Origin of the sequence: Methylobacterium endophyticum, assembly GCF_050591105.1 — a bacterium.
Taxonomy (GTDB): Bacteria; Pseudomonadota; Alphaproteobacteria; order Rhizobiales; family Beijerinckiaceae; genus Methylobacterium.
In genome coordinates, this window is sequence record NZ_JBNHES010000002.1 from 397081 (window position 1) to 410565 (window position 13485).

16 protein-coding genes are annotated in these 13485 nt (G+C 70.4%); 9 read left to right on the forward strand and 7 right to left on the reverse strand.

Annotation, left to right across the window (positions count from 1 at the left end):
* Nucleotides 1-25: 25 nt before the first annotated feature.
* The 5 genes from ACP56T_RS04385 to ACP56T_RS04405 all read right to left on the reverse strand — a co-directional run bounded on the left by ACP56T_RS04385 (nucleotide 26) and on the right by ACP56T_RS04405 (nucleotide 5194).
* Nucleotides 26-2170 carry a hypothetical protein gene (locus ACP56T_RS04385; RefSeq protein ID WP_430910882.1) on the reverse strand — a complete coding sequence of 715 codons (2145 nt, stop codon included), beginning with the start codon at nucleotides 2168-2170 and terminating at the stop codon, nucleotides 26-28.
* Between the two features lie 72 nt (nucleotides 2171-2242).
* Nucleotides 2243-4066: an ABC-F family ATP-binding cassette domain-containing protein gene (locus ACP56T_RS04390; protein ID WP_430910883.1), complete on the reverse strand. Its 1824-nt coding sequence runs from the start codon at nucleotides 4064-4066 to the stop codon at nucleotides 2243-2245.
* Between the two features lie 57 nt (nucleotides 4067-4123).
* A complete protein-coding gene (locus ACP56T_RS04395; RefSeq protein ID WP_430910884.1) occupies nucleotides 4124-4357 on the reverse strand; it encodes a hypothetical protein in 234 nt (77 codons plus the stop codon).
* A gap of 79 nt (nucleotides 4358-4436) precedes the next feature.
* Entirely contained in the window at nucleotides 4437-4751 is a 315-nt protein-coding gene (locus ACP56T_RS04400) for a polyhydroxyalkanoic acid system family protein (RefSeq protein ID WP_430910885.1), read from the reverse strand.
* Between the two features lie 89 nt (nucleotides 4752-4840).
* Nucleotides 4841-5194, reverse strand: a complete 354-nt coding sequence (locus tag ACP56T_RS04405; RefSeq protein ID WP_430910886.1) for a septal ring lytic transglycosylase RlpA family protein — start codon at nucleotides 5192-5194, stop codon at nucleotides 4841-4843.
* Between the two features lie 605 nt (nucleotides 5195-5799).
* Between ACP56T_RS04405 and ACP56T_RS04410 the strand changes: the two genes are divergently transcribed.
* Complete coding sequence (locus ACP56T_RS04410; protein ID WP_430910887.1) at nucleotides 5800-6993, forward strand: site-specific DNA-methyltransferase; 1194 nt, start codon at nucleotides 5800-5802, stop codon at nucleotides 6991-6993.
* A 12-nt stretch (nucleotides 6994-7005) separates the two neighbouring features.
* Here the strand turns inward: ACP56T_RS04410 and mutY are convergent, their stop codons facing one another.
* A complete protein-coding gene (gene mutY / locus ACP56T_RS04415) occupies nucleotides 7006-8301 on the reverse strand; it encodes an A/G-specific adenine glycosylase (protein WP_430910918.1) in 1296 nt (431 codons plus the stop codon).
* Between the two features lie 140 nt (nucleotides 8302-8441).
* Between mutY and ACP56T_RS04420 the strand changes: the two genes are divergently transcribed.
* The 8 genes from ACP56T_RS04420 to ACP56T_RS04455 all read left to right on the forward strand — a co-directional run bounded on the left by ACP56T_RS04420 (nucleotide 8442) and on the right by ACP56T_RS04455 (nucleotide 12991).
* On the forward strand, nucleotides 8442-8732 hold the full coding sequence (locus ACP56T_RS04420; protein ID WP_430910888.1) for a TM2 domain-containing protein: 291 nt from the start codon (nucleotides 8442-8444) through the stop codon (nucleotides 8730-8732).
* 70 nt (nucleotides 8733-8802) lie between these two features.
* On the forward strand, nucleotides 8803-9279 hold the full coding sequence (locus tag ACP56T_RS04425; protein WP_430910889.1) for a DUF721 domain-containing protein: 477 nt from the start codon (nucleotides 8803-8805) through the stop codon (nucleotides 9277-9279).
* A 103-nt stretch (nucleotides 9280-9382) separates the two neighbouring features.
* Entirely contained in the window at nucleotides 9383-10036 is a 654-nt protein-coding gene (locus ACP56T_RS04430) for a DsbA family protein (protein WP_430910890.1), read from the forward strand.
* Nucleotides 10037-10233: 197 nt separating this feature from the next.
* Complete coding sequence (locus tag ACP56T_RS04435; protein WP_430910891.1) at nucleotides 10234-10632, forward strand: AtpZ/AtpI family protein; 399 nt, start codon at nucleotides 10234-10236, stop codon at nucleotides 10630-10632.
* Between the two features lie 71 nt (nucleotides 10633-10703).
* On the forward strand, nucleotides 10704-11489 hold the full coding sequence (locus tag ACP56T_RS04440) for a F0F1 ATP synthase subunit A (protein ID WP_430910892.1): 786 nt from the start codon (nucleotides 10704-10706) through the stop codon (nucleotides 11487-11489).
* Between the two features lie 68 nt (nucleotides 11490-11557).
* Nucleotides 11558-11785 carry a F0F1 ATP synthase subunit C gene (locus tag ACP56T_RS04445; RefSeq protein ID WP_007566773.1) on the forward strand — a complete coding sequence of 76 codons (228 nt, stop codon included), beginning with the start codon at nucleotides 11558-11560 and terminating at the stop codon, nucleotides 11783-11785.
* A gap of 119 nt (nucleotides 11786-11904) precedes the next feature.
* Entirely contained in the window at nucleotides 11905-12486 is a 582-nt protein-coding gene (locus ACP56T_RS04450; protein ID WP_430910893.1) for a F0F1 ATP synthase subunit B family protein, read from the forward strand.
* Between the two features lie 19 nt (nucleotides 12487-12505).
* The gene (locus tag ACP56T_RS04455) at nucleotides 12506-12991 is read left to right on the forward strand and encodes a F0F1 ATP synthase subunit B family protein (RefSeq protein ID WP_430910919.1); all 486 of its coding nucleotides are present in this window, start codon (nucleotides 12506-12508) and stop codon (nucleotides 12989-12991) included.
* Nucleotides 12992-13213: 222 nt separating this feature from the next.
* On the opposite strand, the gene ACP56T_RS04460 is transcribed toward ACP56T_RS04455, so the two are convergent.
* A partial coding sequence (locus ACP56T_RS04460; RefSeq protein WP_430910894.1) for an ISAs1 family transposase occupies nucleotides 13214-13485 on the reverse strand: 272 nt, incomplete at its 5' end.

Sequence of the window (13485 nt, forward strand, 5' to 3'; positions counted from 1 at the left end):
CTCGTGGTCGTCTTTCTCGTCGTCCTCACGGGCGCGGCTCGAAGCCGATGCCCAGCGCCGCCGGCCGGCTCGCCTCGCCGACAACGATCCGGTCGAGGGGAACGCCGGCGGCGAGCAGATAGTCGAGGATCGCGAGCGCCCGCTGCCGCGCGAGATCGGGTTCCGGCGCGGCGAGGTCGGAGGACGCCACCGTCGCGGCCGCCTTGGTCTCGGCCTTGTCCTCGGCCGGAGCGGCCGTCCCGGCGCCATCGGTCGTCGCGGGCGGCACCGGGGCGACGGCGTTCGTCGCGACGGTGCCATGCGCGGCCGCGGCCTTCGCGGCGGTCTCCGGTTTCTTCGACGGGCCGGGTTTCGCGCCGGGCTTGGCGTCCTTCGAGGCGTTCGGGGCGGGCGCCTTGCCAGGCGCGGCATCCTTGGCGACGCTCTTCGTGACCGTGTTCTTGGCGACGGCACTCTTGGCCGCGCCATTCCTGGCGGCCGCGTTCTTGGAAGCCGCGTTCTTGGCGATCGATGCCGTCTGCGGGACGGCGGGGTCCGTGGCGGGCTTCGGCTTGGTGCCGGGCGGATCGACATGGCCGCTGACGGCGATGCGCAGACCGGGACATGCCTTCACCAGCGCGGCCAGGGCGTCGAGCTGCGGATAGAAGCCCGTCTTCAGAAGCGCGCTGCCGGGTTCGAAGACCAGGGGCCTGGCCGTCTCCGAGGCGAAGCGGCTGCGGCAGGTCTCCGCGTCGGACTGCGAAGGCGCGCCGGGCGCCTGGACGGTGACGCGCCCCGTCCAGGCGGGGGGAAGGGCGCGGGGAAGCGAGTCGGTCAGGCGCTGCGCGCTCTGGCGGTAGAGGCTCTCGCCCGACAGCGTAAGCACGGAATCGGCGACGGCGACCTCCCCGGAGGCCAGCGTCGCCAGCGACGGCACCGCCGCTTCCAGCGCCTCGGCGAGACCGGCCGGCGCGCCCTCGGCGAGGCGGGTGCGGTCCACGATGCGCTCGCGGAAGAAGCGCGGTCGCAGGGCGGCGAGCAGCCGCTCGCGCGCGGCGGCATCCGGCAGATGCCCGGTCAGCACCACGGCATCCGCCTCGCGGCGGATGGCGACCTTGTAGGGCGAGAGCGGCGAGGCGCCGACCGCGACGCTCCCCGCCCCGACCCCCGCCGGCCGCGCATCGCGCAGCAGCCCGGCGATCTCCTCGCGGGCCTGGGAATCGAGGGCGTCGCCGGAGACGGAGACGCGCCCGTCCGCGAACCGGACCTCGCCCTGCCGCAGCAGCCCGGCGAGGCGGAGGCTGAAACGGGCAAGGGCATCCGCGTCGACGGCGGCCGGCAGGCCCCGCGCCGTCTGCGTGCGGTCGTCGACGAACGCGCCCTCCGCCGTCTCGGCGGCCACCGCGCGGATGCCGGCGCGGGCCGCCTCGGTGGGGACGTGCCCCGTCAGCACCAGCCCGCCGTCGGGACGGCGCTCGACCCCGAAGCGGGCATCGGCGACGGTCGGCGGCAGGATCTCCAGGCGCCCGAAGCTGTAGCCGCGCGGCGGCTCGGCGAAGGCGGTGCGCAGCGCGTCGTAGGCGGCGACGCTCAACGCCTCACCCTTGATCTCGATGACGCTGCCGGTGAGCGTCGCGGTGCCGCCCTTGGCGAGTTCGCGCAGGCGGGCGAGCGAGAAGGCGGCCGCCGCCGGAAAGCCGGGCGGCGCGCCGCGCGCGGCCTTCGCCTCGTCGGAGAGCCGCGTCGTCGCCGGCAGGTCGGCGGTGACGAGGGCGGCGAGCGCGGCGCGGCCGATCTCGGCGGGACGGCTCCCGGAGAGCGCGATGGCGTCGCCGCCGCCGCGCGTCGCGGTCCAGACGAAGGGCGACGCCTCCCCGATCAACGACACCTCGGAGCGGATCAGCCGGGGGCCGGACAGGGCGGCGAGCCGCCGCAACGCCGCGTCCTCCTGGGCCGGCCCCGGTGCCTCGCCCTTGGCGATCAGGTCGCGGCCGAAGGCGGAGACCCTGAGCCAGGGCTCGGGGCTGCCCGCCGACGCCTCGGCGCCGATCCGCGCGCCCGCGCTCTCCAGGGCCTGCTCGACGGAGGGCGCCGCGAACGAGGCCGCGCCCACCCAGACCAGCGCCAGGACGGGAAGCCCGGCGAGCCAGCCGTAGCGGGGGCCGGTGAGAGGGCGCAGGCGCGAAAGCACGGAGGAACTCGTCGGCACGGCCGTTCGGGGATGGTCAGGAAGCGCCGGTTTCACGGCATCTTGATGTCCGCCTCACGCCGCCGGACCGTCCTCGCGCAGCATCTCGAGGGTGAGCCAGCGCTCCTCGCAGGCCGACAGCTCGGTCTCGGCCTGGGCGAGCATGGCGGACGCCTTCTCGAAGCGGGCCGGATCGCGGGCGTAGAGATCGGCATCGTCGAGGACGACGCGGAGCTTGGCGATGGCCGTCTCGAGCTTGCCCATGCGCTCGGGCAGCGTCTTGAGCTCGTGCTGCTCCTTGAAGCCGAGGCGGTTGCGGGCCGGCGGCGGCTCGGCGGCGGGCTTGGGCTTGGCCGCGCCGGAGGCGGGCTTCGCGGCGCCGGCCACGGTGCGCGCCTGCACGCCCTGCCCGCGCTGGGTCAGCATGTCCGAATAGCCCCCGGCATACTCGATCCAGCGGCCCTCCCCCTCGCTGACGAGCACGCTGCCGACCACTCGGTCGAGGAAGTCGCGATCGTGGCTGACCAGGATCAGCGTGCCGGCATAGTCGCCGAGCATCTCCTGCAAGAGGTCGAGGGTCTCGAGGTCGAGATCGTTGGTGGGCTCGTCGAGGACGAGGAGATTGGCCGGCTGCGCCAGGGCGCGGGCGATGAGCAGGCGGTTGCGCTCGCCGCCCGAGAGCACGCTCACCGGGGTGCGGGCCTGCTCGGGGGCGAACAGGAAGTCCTTGAGATAGCCGACGACGTGCCGGCTCTGGCCGCCGACCATGACGTGGTCGCCGCGTCCGCCCGTGAGCACGTCGCTCACCGTCATGGTGGGCTCCAGCACGGCGCGGGCCTGGTCGAGCAGCATCAGCTTGAGGTTCGTGCCGAGCACGACGGCGCCCGAATCGGGGTCGGACTTGCCGGTGAGCAGGTTGACCAGCGTCGTCTTGCCCGCGCCGTTGGCGCCCACGATGCCGAGCCGGTCCCCGCGCATGACGCGCAGCGACAGCCGGTCCACGATCCTGCGCTCGCCATAGGCCTTGGAGACGGCGCGCGCCTCGACCACGAGGGCGCCCGACGATTCGGCCTCCGTCGAGGTCATGGTGGCGCTCCCCAGCGGGCGCCGCGTCTCGCGGGCCTGCCGGCGCAGGTCGTGCAGGTTGCCGAGCCGCCGGACGTTGCGCTTGCGCCGCGCGGTGACGCCGTAGCGCAGCCAGTGCTCCTCCGCCGCGATCTTGCGGTCGAGCTTGTGCAGGTCGCGCTCCTCCTCCTCGAAGAAGGCGTCGCGCCACGCCTCGAACTGCGAGAAGCCCTGCTCGATCCGGCGGGTGACGCCGCGGTCGAGCCAGATCGTGGTCCGCGACAGGGCCGAGAGGAAGCGCCGGTCGTGGCTGATGAGGACGAGCGCGGCGCGGGTGTTGCGCAACTCCGTCTCCAGCCACTCGATGGCCGGCAGGTCGAGATGGTTGGTGGGCTCGTCCAGCAGCAGAATGTCGGGCTCGGGGGCGAGCGCCTGGGCGAGCGCCGCGCGCCGCCCTTCCCCGCCGGAGAGCTTTTCGGGGTTTTCCTCTCCGGTGAGCCCCAGGCTTTCGAGGAGATAGCGGGCGCGGTGCGATTCGCTGCCGTCCGCCGCCAGCCCCGATTCGACGAAGGCGAGCGTCGTGGCGAAGCCGGAGAAATCCGGCTCCTGCGCGAGATAGCGCATCGTCGTCCCCGGCTGCACGAAGCGGGTGCCGCGATCGGGCTCCATCAGCCCGGCGGCGATGCGCATCAGCGTGGATTTGCCCGAGCCGTTGCGGCCGACGAGGCAGGTGCGCTCGCCGGGGGAGACGGCGAACTCCGCCCGTTCGATGAGCGGGGTGCCGCCGAAAGTGAGGGCGACGTCCTGAAGGGTCAGTAGCGGGGGGGCGGCCATGGGCCGTGCTTATGGCAGAGCGGCCGCTCAGAACAACTCACGGCCGGCCGCCCCGGCTCACATCGTCGGATTGGCGGGTCCCGTGGGGGACGGCGTCTCGATGGGAGCGCCGGGATCGTTCACGGGGATCTCGGTCGGCTGGCCGCCGGGCGACTCGGAAGGAGAATTGTCGGGAATCTCGGGGCCGGGCGCCGGAGGGGGAACCTGCGGGCTGTCCGGCGCCTCGCGAGGAGTCTCCGGGAGCGGCGTCTCGGGGACAGGAATCTCGGGGATCGGGCCGGGATTGGACATGGCGTGCGCTGCTCGTTTCATGGCGGGAGCTTTTCCAGCCAACGGAGCGTGCGGCGGCCCGGTTCCTGGCGGAGGCCCGCTACTTCTTGGTGAGGAGCAGGGTGCCCTCCTTGCCGAGCGACTTCTTCACCTTCTCGGCGAACAGCGCGAGCAGCAGCGGCAGGCGCACCTCGATGCGCACGCTCTGGGGACCGACATCGATGGAGCCGTCGACGCTCTGCGTGAGCGCCGAGAGGGCGAAGTCGAGCCGGTCCCCGGTCCAGGCGAGATTTCCGATGGTGACGCCGCTCTTGGCGAGCAGGGCCCGCCCCTGATCGACACCGGATTCGATGCGCCGCTTCGCCTCGGCCTGGCCGAGTTCGTGGGGCAGTTCGACGATCAGGGGCTTGGCCATCGGGGCGGAACGATCTCCGTGAGGTTCGTTCCCCGAGATGGGGTCGGGTCGGGCAGCGGACAACGCCGGCCGGGCGCGACCCCGCGCGATCAGCGCATCACTTGAAGCGAGACGTAGCTGGTGCCGGTCATGCCGATGGCGCGGGCCGAGCCGCGCGCGAGATCGATCACCCGGCCGTGCACGAAAGGCCCGCGATCGTTGATGCGCACCACCACGGAGCGGCCGTTGCTCTTGTTCTGGACCAGCACGCGGGTGCCGAAGGGCAGGCTGCGGTGGGCGGCGGTCAAACCGTTCGGATTGAAGCGCTCTCCGCTCGCGGTGCGGTGGCCGCTGGCGTACCAGGAGGCGTTGCCGCCGGCGGAGGCGGGGGCGGACAAGGCGGTGACGGCGGCGATCGAACCAATGGCGAGTGCTGCATTCCGGCGGACGGTCTTCGAGTTCATTCGCATTCCCTGAGTTGTTGTCGAGGGCCGCGGAAAATGAAGCCGATGACGGCCGAAATGAGACGCGATGTTCGACTGGCCGCGAGCCTGTCTGATCCGCATATCGACGGGCGCGATCGCCACGAATGTGGAGATGTATTGCGATAGAAATCGAACCGGGCGTTTGTCTCGCGGTTCTAAGCTGACGACTTGCGATGTCAGAAACCGCAAGTGATCGAGACGGCTAAGCTTTGCCGGGCCGCGGGGGCCCAGACCTGCGCTCAGCGAAACCCAGCCTCCCGCCCGCCGCAGGGAACCGGGGGCATTCGGGGCACCGACGCGCGAAACCGTGGGCAATCGAGGCGCGGGGGATCGTCATCTTGCGAGAACGGCACGAATAGTTCGCCGCTCTCGGACAGCGGCCAAGCATAGCGTTAGGACGACCAAGACAAAGCACGCGGCGGCAACGACTTAGCCGTTGGCGCGACGGGAGGAATGCAAGAGTAAGGGCGCGACTAGGCAAAAATTGCAGCCCCAAACTGAGACGCAATTTCCTGAAACGCTCAACCCGACCTTTACCCTAACGGCCCCATGGTCTGCCGGTCAGTCGCGTAACCGAGTTCGCCATGGCTTCCCTGCGTACCGTGGCCGCCGGCGCCACCTCCCGGAAACTTGTCTCGCGTACCGGGCGGGTCGCGTCGGCGCCACGGATGGGTCCCACCCCCGTCTCCCAGCGCCTCCCCCTCGACGAGGTCCTCGTCGGCGACTGCATCGCGGCGATGAACGCCCTGCCGCCGGCCAGCGTCGACTGCGTCTTCGCCGATCCGCCCTACAACCTCCAGCTCGGTGAGGGCTCGCTGCTGCGCCCCGACCAGAGCCGTGTCGATGCGGTCGACGACGCCTGGGACCGGTTCGCCAGCTTCGAGACCTACGATTCCTTCACCCGCGAATGGCTCGCCGCCGCCCGCCGGGTGATGAAGCCGAACGCCACCCTGTGGGTCATCGGCTCGTACCACAACATCTTCCGCGTCGGGTCCGCGCTCCAGGATCTTGGTTTCTGGATCCTCAACGACATCGTCTGGCGCAAGGCCAACCCGATGCCGAACTTCCGCGGCAAGCGCTTCACCAACGCCCACGAGACGCTGATCTGGGCCTCCCGCTCGGCCGACTCGAAGGGCTACACCTTCCATTACGAGGCGCTCAAAGGGGGTAACGAGGACCTCCAGATGCGCTCGGACTGGTTCATCCCCCTCTGCACGGGGGACGAGCGCCTGAAGGGCGAGGACGGCCAGAAGGTCCACCCGACCCAGAAGCCCGAGGCGCTGCTCGCGCGCACCATCCTGTCCGCGACCAATCCCGGCGACGTGATCCTCGACCCGTTCTTCGGCACCGGCACCACCGGCGCCGTCGCCCGCCGGCTCGGCCGCCGCTTCATCGGCATCGAGCGCGAGACGGTCTACGCCGAGGCGGCGCGCGCCCGCATCGACGCGGTCGAGCCGATCTCGCAGGCCGCCCTGATGCTGGCCCCGGCCAAGCGCGCCGAGCCGCGCGTGCCCTTCCTCAGCGTCATCGAGGCGGGCCATGTGCGCGCCGGCGAGACGCTCAGCGACGCGCGCGGCCGCTTCCAGGCGGTGGTGCGCCCCGACGGCACCCTGATGGCCGGGCCCGCCATGGGCTCGATCCACAAGATCGGCGCCCTCGTGCAGGGCCTGCCGGCCTGCAACGGCTGGGAGTTCTGGCACGCCGAGCGCGGCGGCCAGCGGGTCGTGATCGACAGCTTCCGCGCCTCCATGCGGGCGCAGATGGGCACGGCCGGCTGATTTTTTGCCGATTTAGCGACGCGACGGGCGGCGGGGGGCGGTGGACGCCTTCCGCCGTGTCGCTTTGGGAGCCGGCGCGGCAGGCTCCGGCTCGTCCGACTCCGGTATCCTGGCGACCACGCGAGGGGCCGGTTTCGGAACCGGGCGGAACACCGGCTGCGCCTCGGCCATGTCCTCGGTGGCGGCCAGGAGAGGGGCCGGCTCCGGCGGCTTTCTCGGCCGCCCGCGTTTCGGCGCCTCGGGCTTCGGGTCGAGGGCGTGCGCCAGCACCTTCCTCATCACCCCCGGCAGCGGCTCCGAATCGAGCTCGCCCGGCGCCGTGAATCGCATGCCGTCCGGCGGCTGCGTCGAAGCGCCGACGCGGGCGGAAAAAACCGTCATTTCCAGCGGGAAATGCGTGAAGACGTGGCGCACGATGCCCGGCAGCCGCTTCCATCGCGCGTCGAGCGGCGCGTCGAGGAGCGCCATGGCCGGATCGTAATCGACCGTCCACTCGCTCGTCGGCGGCTCGGCCATGGCGCCGAGGAGGCCCGAGGCCGGCCGGGTCCGCAGCAGCAGCGCCTCGTCCCCGGCGCGGATCGCGACGAAGGCCGCGCCACGGCGCAGAATGCCTTTCTCCTTCTTGAGCTTCCTCGGAAACGTCTCCTGGAGGCCGCGCGCCCGTGCCGCGCAGGGCGACATCCAGGGGCAGAGGGCGCAGGCCGGACGCTTCGGCGTGCAGATCGTGGAGCCCAGATCCATCAGGCCTTGCGCGAAATCGCCGGGCCTGTCGGCGGGGACGAGATCCTGCACCAGGGCGCGAATCGCCGGGCGGCTCCCCGGCAGAGGCTCCTCGATGGCGAAGACCCGCGTCGCCACCCGCTCGACATTGCCGTCGACGGCGGCCTCCCGCCGGTCGAAGGCAATGGCGGCGATGGCGCCCGCCGTATAGGCGCCGATCCCCGGCAGCTTGCGCAGGCCCTCGGCCGTGTCGGGAAAGGCGCCGGCCGCCGCCACCGCCCTGGCGCAGGCATGGAGGTTGCGGGCGCGGGAATAGTAGCCGAGACCGGCCCAGGCCGACATCACCTGCTCCTCGGGCGCATCGGCGAGCGCGGCGACATCCGGAAAGCGCGCGAGAAAGCGCTCGAAGTAAGGCTTCACCGCCGCGATGGTGGTCTGCTGGAGCATCACCTCGGAGAGCCAGACCCGGTAGGGATCGGGCCGCTCCCCCGGCAGCGCCCGCCACGGCAGCACCCGGCGATGCCGGTCGTACCAGGCGAGGAGGTCGGCGGCCCGCGGCGGGGTTTTCGGAGGCTCGGGCGCTGCCATGCTGGAGCCGGTCATAGCCGTACGCTCCGGCGCCTCCAAGGCTTCGCAGGCGGCTTGCGAACAATTGGCGAACGGTTCTCGCTCGACCGGCCCCGCTCCAGCGTGCTAGCCAAGCGCAATCTCATGAACGGACCTTCGCGATGACGCTGACGACCCAGGACCGGATCCTGATCGAGACCCGCGTCGCCAATGACGGTCCGAGCGTCGCCGTCGCCTACGTGCTGTGGTTCTTCCTCGGCATCGTCGCGGCGCACCGCTTCTATCTCGGACGCCCCGGCACGGCGATCCTCCAGATCCTCTCCTACCTCGTGCTGATCGGCTTCGTCTGGATCCTCGTCGATCTCTTCCTCATCCCCGGCATGGTCCGGGCGAGGCAGGCCGAGATCCGGGACCGGCTCACGCAGGCCGCCATCGCGGCGGGGGGCGCCTGAGCGGAACGGCCTCCCGCGATGCCATCGGCCGCGCTATGGTGGAGCGTGAGCGCTTCGGGGACTTGCTGACATGGCGCGGATCAAGCCGCTCGCCGAACTGATCGAGTCCTGCGTCGGGCCCGCCTTCGCGGCGCAGGGCTTCGCCTCGACGGATATCCTGGCGGCCTGGGACGGCATCGTCGGCGAGCGGCTCGCGCGCCATTCCCGCCCCTCCAAGCTCGAATGGCCGAAGCGGCGGCGCGGCGAGGAGGGTCGTTCCCAGCCCGGCACCCTCGTGGTGCGGGTGGAGAGCGCCTTCGCCCTCGATCTCCAGCATCTCGCCCCCGTGCTCGTGGAGCGGGTGAACGCCTATTACGGCTGGGCCTGCATCGGCCGGATCGTGCTCCAGCAGGATCGGATCTCGCGCGCGCCGAGGCGGCCGCAGCCGGTTCCGCTCGATCCCGCCCGGCGCGGCGGCATCGCGCTCGCCGTCGCGCGGATCGAGGACGAGCGCCTGCGCGACGCCCTCGACCGGCTTGGAATCGCCGTCGCGACGCAGGATCGCTGAGGCAAAGCCGCGCGCGGGCCTCCGCTGCGCTTGCCACACGGCGCCCTTGATCCTACCGCACGCTCCGATATCGACACGGACGCCACCGGAGCTCGGACAGACCATGATCACGCGGCGCGACGCACTCAAAGCCACCGGCCTCGCGCTCGGCGCGGCCCTGGTCCTGCCGAAGCTGTCGGTGTCGGCGCTGGCACAGAGTCAGGCCGTCGCCGGCCTGATGGAGCCCGGCCCGCTCGGCGACGTCTGGCTCGGACCCGCCGACGCCAAGGTGACGATCATCGAATACGCCTCGATGACCTGCTCGCATTGCGCGGCCTTCCACAAGTTCACCTGGCCGGAGCTGCGCAGCCGCTACATCGACACCGGCAAGGTGCGCTTCACCCTGCGCGAGTTCCCCCTCGACCCGCTGGCCACCGCCGCCTTCATGCTGGCGCGCTGCGACGGCGACGCGAAATACTTCCCCATCACCGACCTGCTCTTCGACCAGCAGCCAGCCTGGGCCTATGTGCAGAAGCCGCAATCGCCCGTCGACGCCATGGAGCAGCTCCTGCGGCAGGCCGGCTTCTCGAAGGAGAAGTTCGAGGCCTGCCTCAAGGACAAGAAGCTCTACGAGGGCGTCAATGCCGTGAAGCAGCGCGGGCTCGACACCTTCAACGTCGATTCGACGCCGACGTTCTTCATCAACGGCGAGCGCTACAAGGGCGAGATGACGCTCGAGGGCATGGAAAAGATCATCAAGCCGATCCTCGGCGCCTGACCCCGGCGGGGCGGCTCCGAAAGCACCTTGGAAAGAAGCGGCGGAGACGCCGGCCCGGAATTGGAATTCTTATTGTTCGACAAGGACTTGATGGCAATTTCGCCCGCCTTGACACCCAAGGGGGGCGAAACTATGGTGCGCCGCGCTTGAAGGGGGCATTCGGGCCGGTTCCTCTCTCCGAAATGTGAGTTTTCGCCGTGGGTTCGAACGGATCTGGCGAGGACGGAGCAGACGGCGGACGAGGCGACGGTCGGGCGGCCCCGGATAGCGATCTCTCCGCGAGGCTCAGACGTCTCGAAACGCAGATCGAACGGAAGCGGCCCAAGGCCCCTCCCGGTCCTTCGTCGCGTTCCGGGCCGGCTGGAGGGCCATCCCCGCTCGGGCAAGCCATGACGATCTCCACGGAGTTCGTCGCGGGCGTCGCCGCGGGGGGAATCCTCGGCTGGATCTTCGACCATTTCCTCGGCACCAAGCCGTGGGGGCTGATCGTGTTCCTGATGCTGGGCTTCGTCACGGGCGTCTACAACGTGATGCGGTTGTCCGGCTTCAGCCGGTCCCGCTCCGGGGGAGACGGCCAGGAGCCACGAGGGGACTAGTTTTGGAGCGCGGCGGCACCGGGGCGGAACCCCGGTCGGGACCGGCGCGGGCTTGAGGGGCGAAAGCAGGTATGGCGGGCAACATCGACCCGGCGCATTCGGTCGCCCTGCGACCGGACCCGATCCATCAGTTCGAGCTGAAGTCGATCCTGCCGTTCGGGCATATCGGCCACCAGGAGATCGCCTTCACGCAGTCGGCGCTGTACATGTTCGCCGCCGTGGCGGTGATCGCGCTGCTCACCATCGTGGCCACCTCGGGCCGCTCGATCGTGCCGGGCCGGCTCCAGTCGCTCGCCGAGATCTTCTACGAGTTCATCGCCGACACGCTGCACCAGGCCACCGGGGATTCCGGCAAGCGCTTCATGCCGCTGGTGTTCTCGCTGTTCATGTTCGTGCTGGTGCTCAACCTGTTCGGCATGATCCCCTACGCCTTCGCGGTGACGAGCCATCTCATCGTGACCTTCGGGCTCGCCTTCCTCGTCATCAGCGTCGTGGTGGTCTACGGCGTGATGAAGCACGGCACGCATTTCTTCGGCCTGTTCGTGCCGTCGGGCGTGCCGAAGCCGCTGCTGGCGCTGCTGGTGCCGATCGAGGTGATCTCGTTCATCTCGCGTCCGATCAGCCTCTCGGTGCGTCTCTTCGCGAACGTGCTCGCCGGCCACATCGCCATGAAGATCTTCGCCTTCTTCGTGGTGGGCCTGCTTTCCGCGGGCGCCTGGAGCGTGCTATCGCCCCTGCCGCTTGTCCTCACCATCGCGCTGACCGCCCTGGAGTTCCTGGTGGCGGCCCTTCAGGCCTACGTCTTCGCGACGTTGACGGCGATCTACCTCAACGATGCCCTTCACCCCGGCCACTGACCACTGGCGGCCGGCTCCATCCCACCGACACTCGACACGTCGATAGAAGAACTGATCAGGAGTAAGACATGGATCCCGTCGCTGCGAAGTACATCGGCGCCGGCCTCGCCTGCCTCGGCATGGCGGGCGCGGGTATCGGCCTTGGCAACCTCTTCGGCCAGTTCCTCGCCGGTGCCCTCCGCAACCCGTCGGCCGCCGACGGCCAGCGCGCCACGCTGCTCCTGGGCTTCGCCCTCACCGAGGCGCTCGGCATCTTCTCGCTGCTGATCGCGCTGCTGCTGCTCTTCGCCGTCTGATCTTTCGGACACCGTCGCCGCGCTTCCCACAGTGGAAGCCGGCGGCCTGAGCGAGCGTACCGGATGCGCCCCTCATGCGATGGGGCGCTCCGTCTTTCTGGATCGAACCGGACGAGGTCATGGCGCAGCCCAATCCCCCCCCGCACCCGAAGCCGGCCGCGGACATGCACGCGGGCGCCCATACCCAGCAGGCCGCCCCGCATGGCAGCGCCTTCCCGCCCTTCGAAACCCACACCTTTCTCTCGCAGCTGATCTGGCTCGCCCTCGCCTTCGGCCTGCTCTACTACCTGATGGACAAGATCGCGCTGCCGCGCATCCAGTCGATCCTGCACGACCGCGCCAACCGCCTCTCCGCGGACCTCGACGAGGCCCAGCGGATGAAGGCCGAGGCCGACGCTGCCGGCGCCGCCTACGAGAAGTCCCTCGCCGACGCGCAGGCCAAGGCCCGCGAGATCGCGCAGGGCACCCGCAACGCGCTCTCCTCCGAGGCCGAGACCAAGCGCAAGGCCCTCGAGACGCAGCTCAACGAGAAGATCGCGGCCTCCGAGGCGACCATTCGCGCCCGCACAGCAGAGGCCATGGGCAACGTGCGCGGCATCGCCTCCGACACGGCCTCCGCCATCGTCGAACGCCTGACGGGACACGCCCCGGACCAGGCCTCCCTCGACCGCGCGCTCGACAGCGCCGCGACCGCGCACTGACAGGGACCGCCGAACAATGTTGATGACAGCGGAATTCTGGGTCGCCGTCGCGTTCGTCGTGTTCATGGCGATCGTCTGGAAGGTCGGCGGCTTCGGCGCGATGACCAAGGGCCTCGACGGCCGCGCCAAGCGCGTGCGCCACGAGCTCGACGAGGCGCGCCGCCTGCGCGAGGAGGCCGCCGCCGTGCTCGCCGACTACAAGCGCCGCCAGACGGAGGCCGAGCGCGAGGCGGAGGCCATCGTGGCCAGCGCCCGCGAGGAGGCCGAGCGCATCGCCGCCGAGGGCCACAAGCGCCTCGACGACTTCATCGCCCGTCGCACCAAGGCGGCCGAGACCAAGATCGCCCAGGCCGAGGTCCAGGCCGCCGCCCAGGTTCGCGCCGCCGCCGCCGAGGCAGCGGTCAAGGTCTCCGAGACCATCCTGCGCGAGCGCATGCAGGGCGACGCCGCCCAAAACCTGGTCCGGTCGAGCCTGGGCGAGGTCCGCAACCGCTTGGCGCGCTGAAGACCACGCTTCTTTCCGCGTTCAAGCCAAAGGCCGCCCCTCAACGGGGGCGGCCTTCTTCGTTTCATACGGTTTCCGGCAGCGCTCTTTCTCCCTCTCCCCTCTGCGGGAGAGGGTGGCCCGCGAAGCGGGTCGGGAGAGGGGCGCGCCCTTTCCGGATATGTCGCTCCCCTCTCCCGACCCTCGCTGACGCGAGGCCCACCCTCCCCCGCAAAGGCAGGGCTATCGCACATGAGTAAAGAGATTGAAGAGATAGTCTTTGCTCCACGCGGCGTGCTTCATCTTCTTGCGGATGGGCAGGTCGGACGGGTGTGACTCCAAGATGTTGCGCGCGAGGCGGCGGAGCAGGGCGAGATTCTCCGGGCCATAGTTCTTTCTCGATCGCGCATCGTCCTCGTGGAAGACGACGTCCAGCGTCCAGTGGAGGTGGTTCTCGATCCCCCAATGCGCGCGAACCAGCATCGCGAGCCGGCTTGGCGTGAGCTGGCGCGAGA

Bases quoted from the DNA above. Each gene is read 5' to 3' on its own strand.
- ACP56T_RS04445 (WP_007566773.1), top strand. From the start codon at position 11,558: ATGGATCCCGTCGCTGCGAAGTACATCGGCGCCGGCCTCGCCTGCCTC.
- ACP56T_RS04425 (WP_430910889.1), top strand. From the start codon at position 8,803: ATGGCGCGGATCAAGCCGCTCGCCGAACTGATCGAGTCCTGCGTCGGG.
- ACP56T_RS04420 (WP_430910888.1), top strand. From the start codon at position 8,442: ATGACGCTGACGACCCAGGACCGGATCCTGATCGAGACCCGCGTCGCC.
- ACP56T_RS04390 (WP_430910883.1), bottom strand. From the start codon at position 4,066: ATGGCCGCCCCCCCGCTACTGACCCTTCAGGACGTCGCCCTCACTTTC.
- ACP56T_RS04430 (WP_430910890.1), top strand. From the start codon at position 9,383: ATGATCACGCGGCGCGACGCACTCAAAGCCACCGGCCTCGCGCTCGGC.
- ACP56T_RS04405 (WP_430910886.1), bottom strand. From the start codon at position 5,194: ATGAACTCGAAGACCGTCCGCCGGAATGCAGCACTCGCCATTGGTTCG.
- ACP56T_RS04410 (WP_430910887.1), top strand. From the start codon at position 5,800: ATGGCTTCCCTGCGTACCGTGGCCGCCGGCGCCACCTCCCGGAAACTT.
- mutY (WP_430910918.1), bottom strand. From the start codon at position 8,301: ATGGCAGCGCCCGAGCCTCCGAAAACCCCGCCGCGGGCCGCCGACCTC.
- ACP56T_RS04395 (WP_430910884.1), bottom strand. From the start codon at position 4,357: ATGTCCAATCCCGGCCCGATCCCCGAGATTCCTGTCCCCGAGACGCCG.
- ACP56T_RS04400 (WP_430910885.1), bottom strand. From the start codon at position 4,751: ATGGCCAAGCCCCTGATCGTCGAACTGCCCCACGAACTCGGCCAGGCC.
- ACP56T_RS04450 (WP_430910893.1), top strand. From the start codon at position 11,905: ATGGCGCAGCCCAATCCCCCCCCGCACCCGAAGCCGGCCGCGGACATG.
- ACP56T_RS04440 (WP_430910892.1), top strand. From the start codon at position 10,704: ATGGCGGGCAACATCGACCCGGCGCATTCGGTCGCCCTGCGACCGGAC.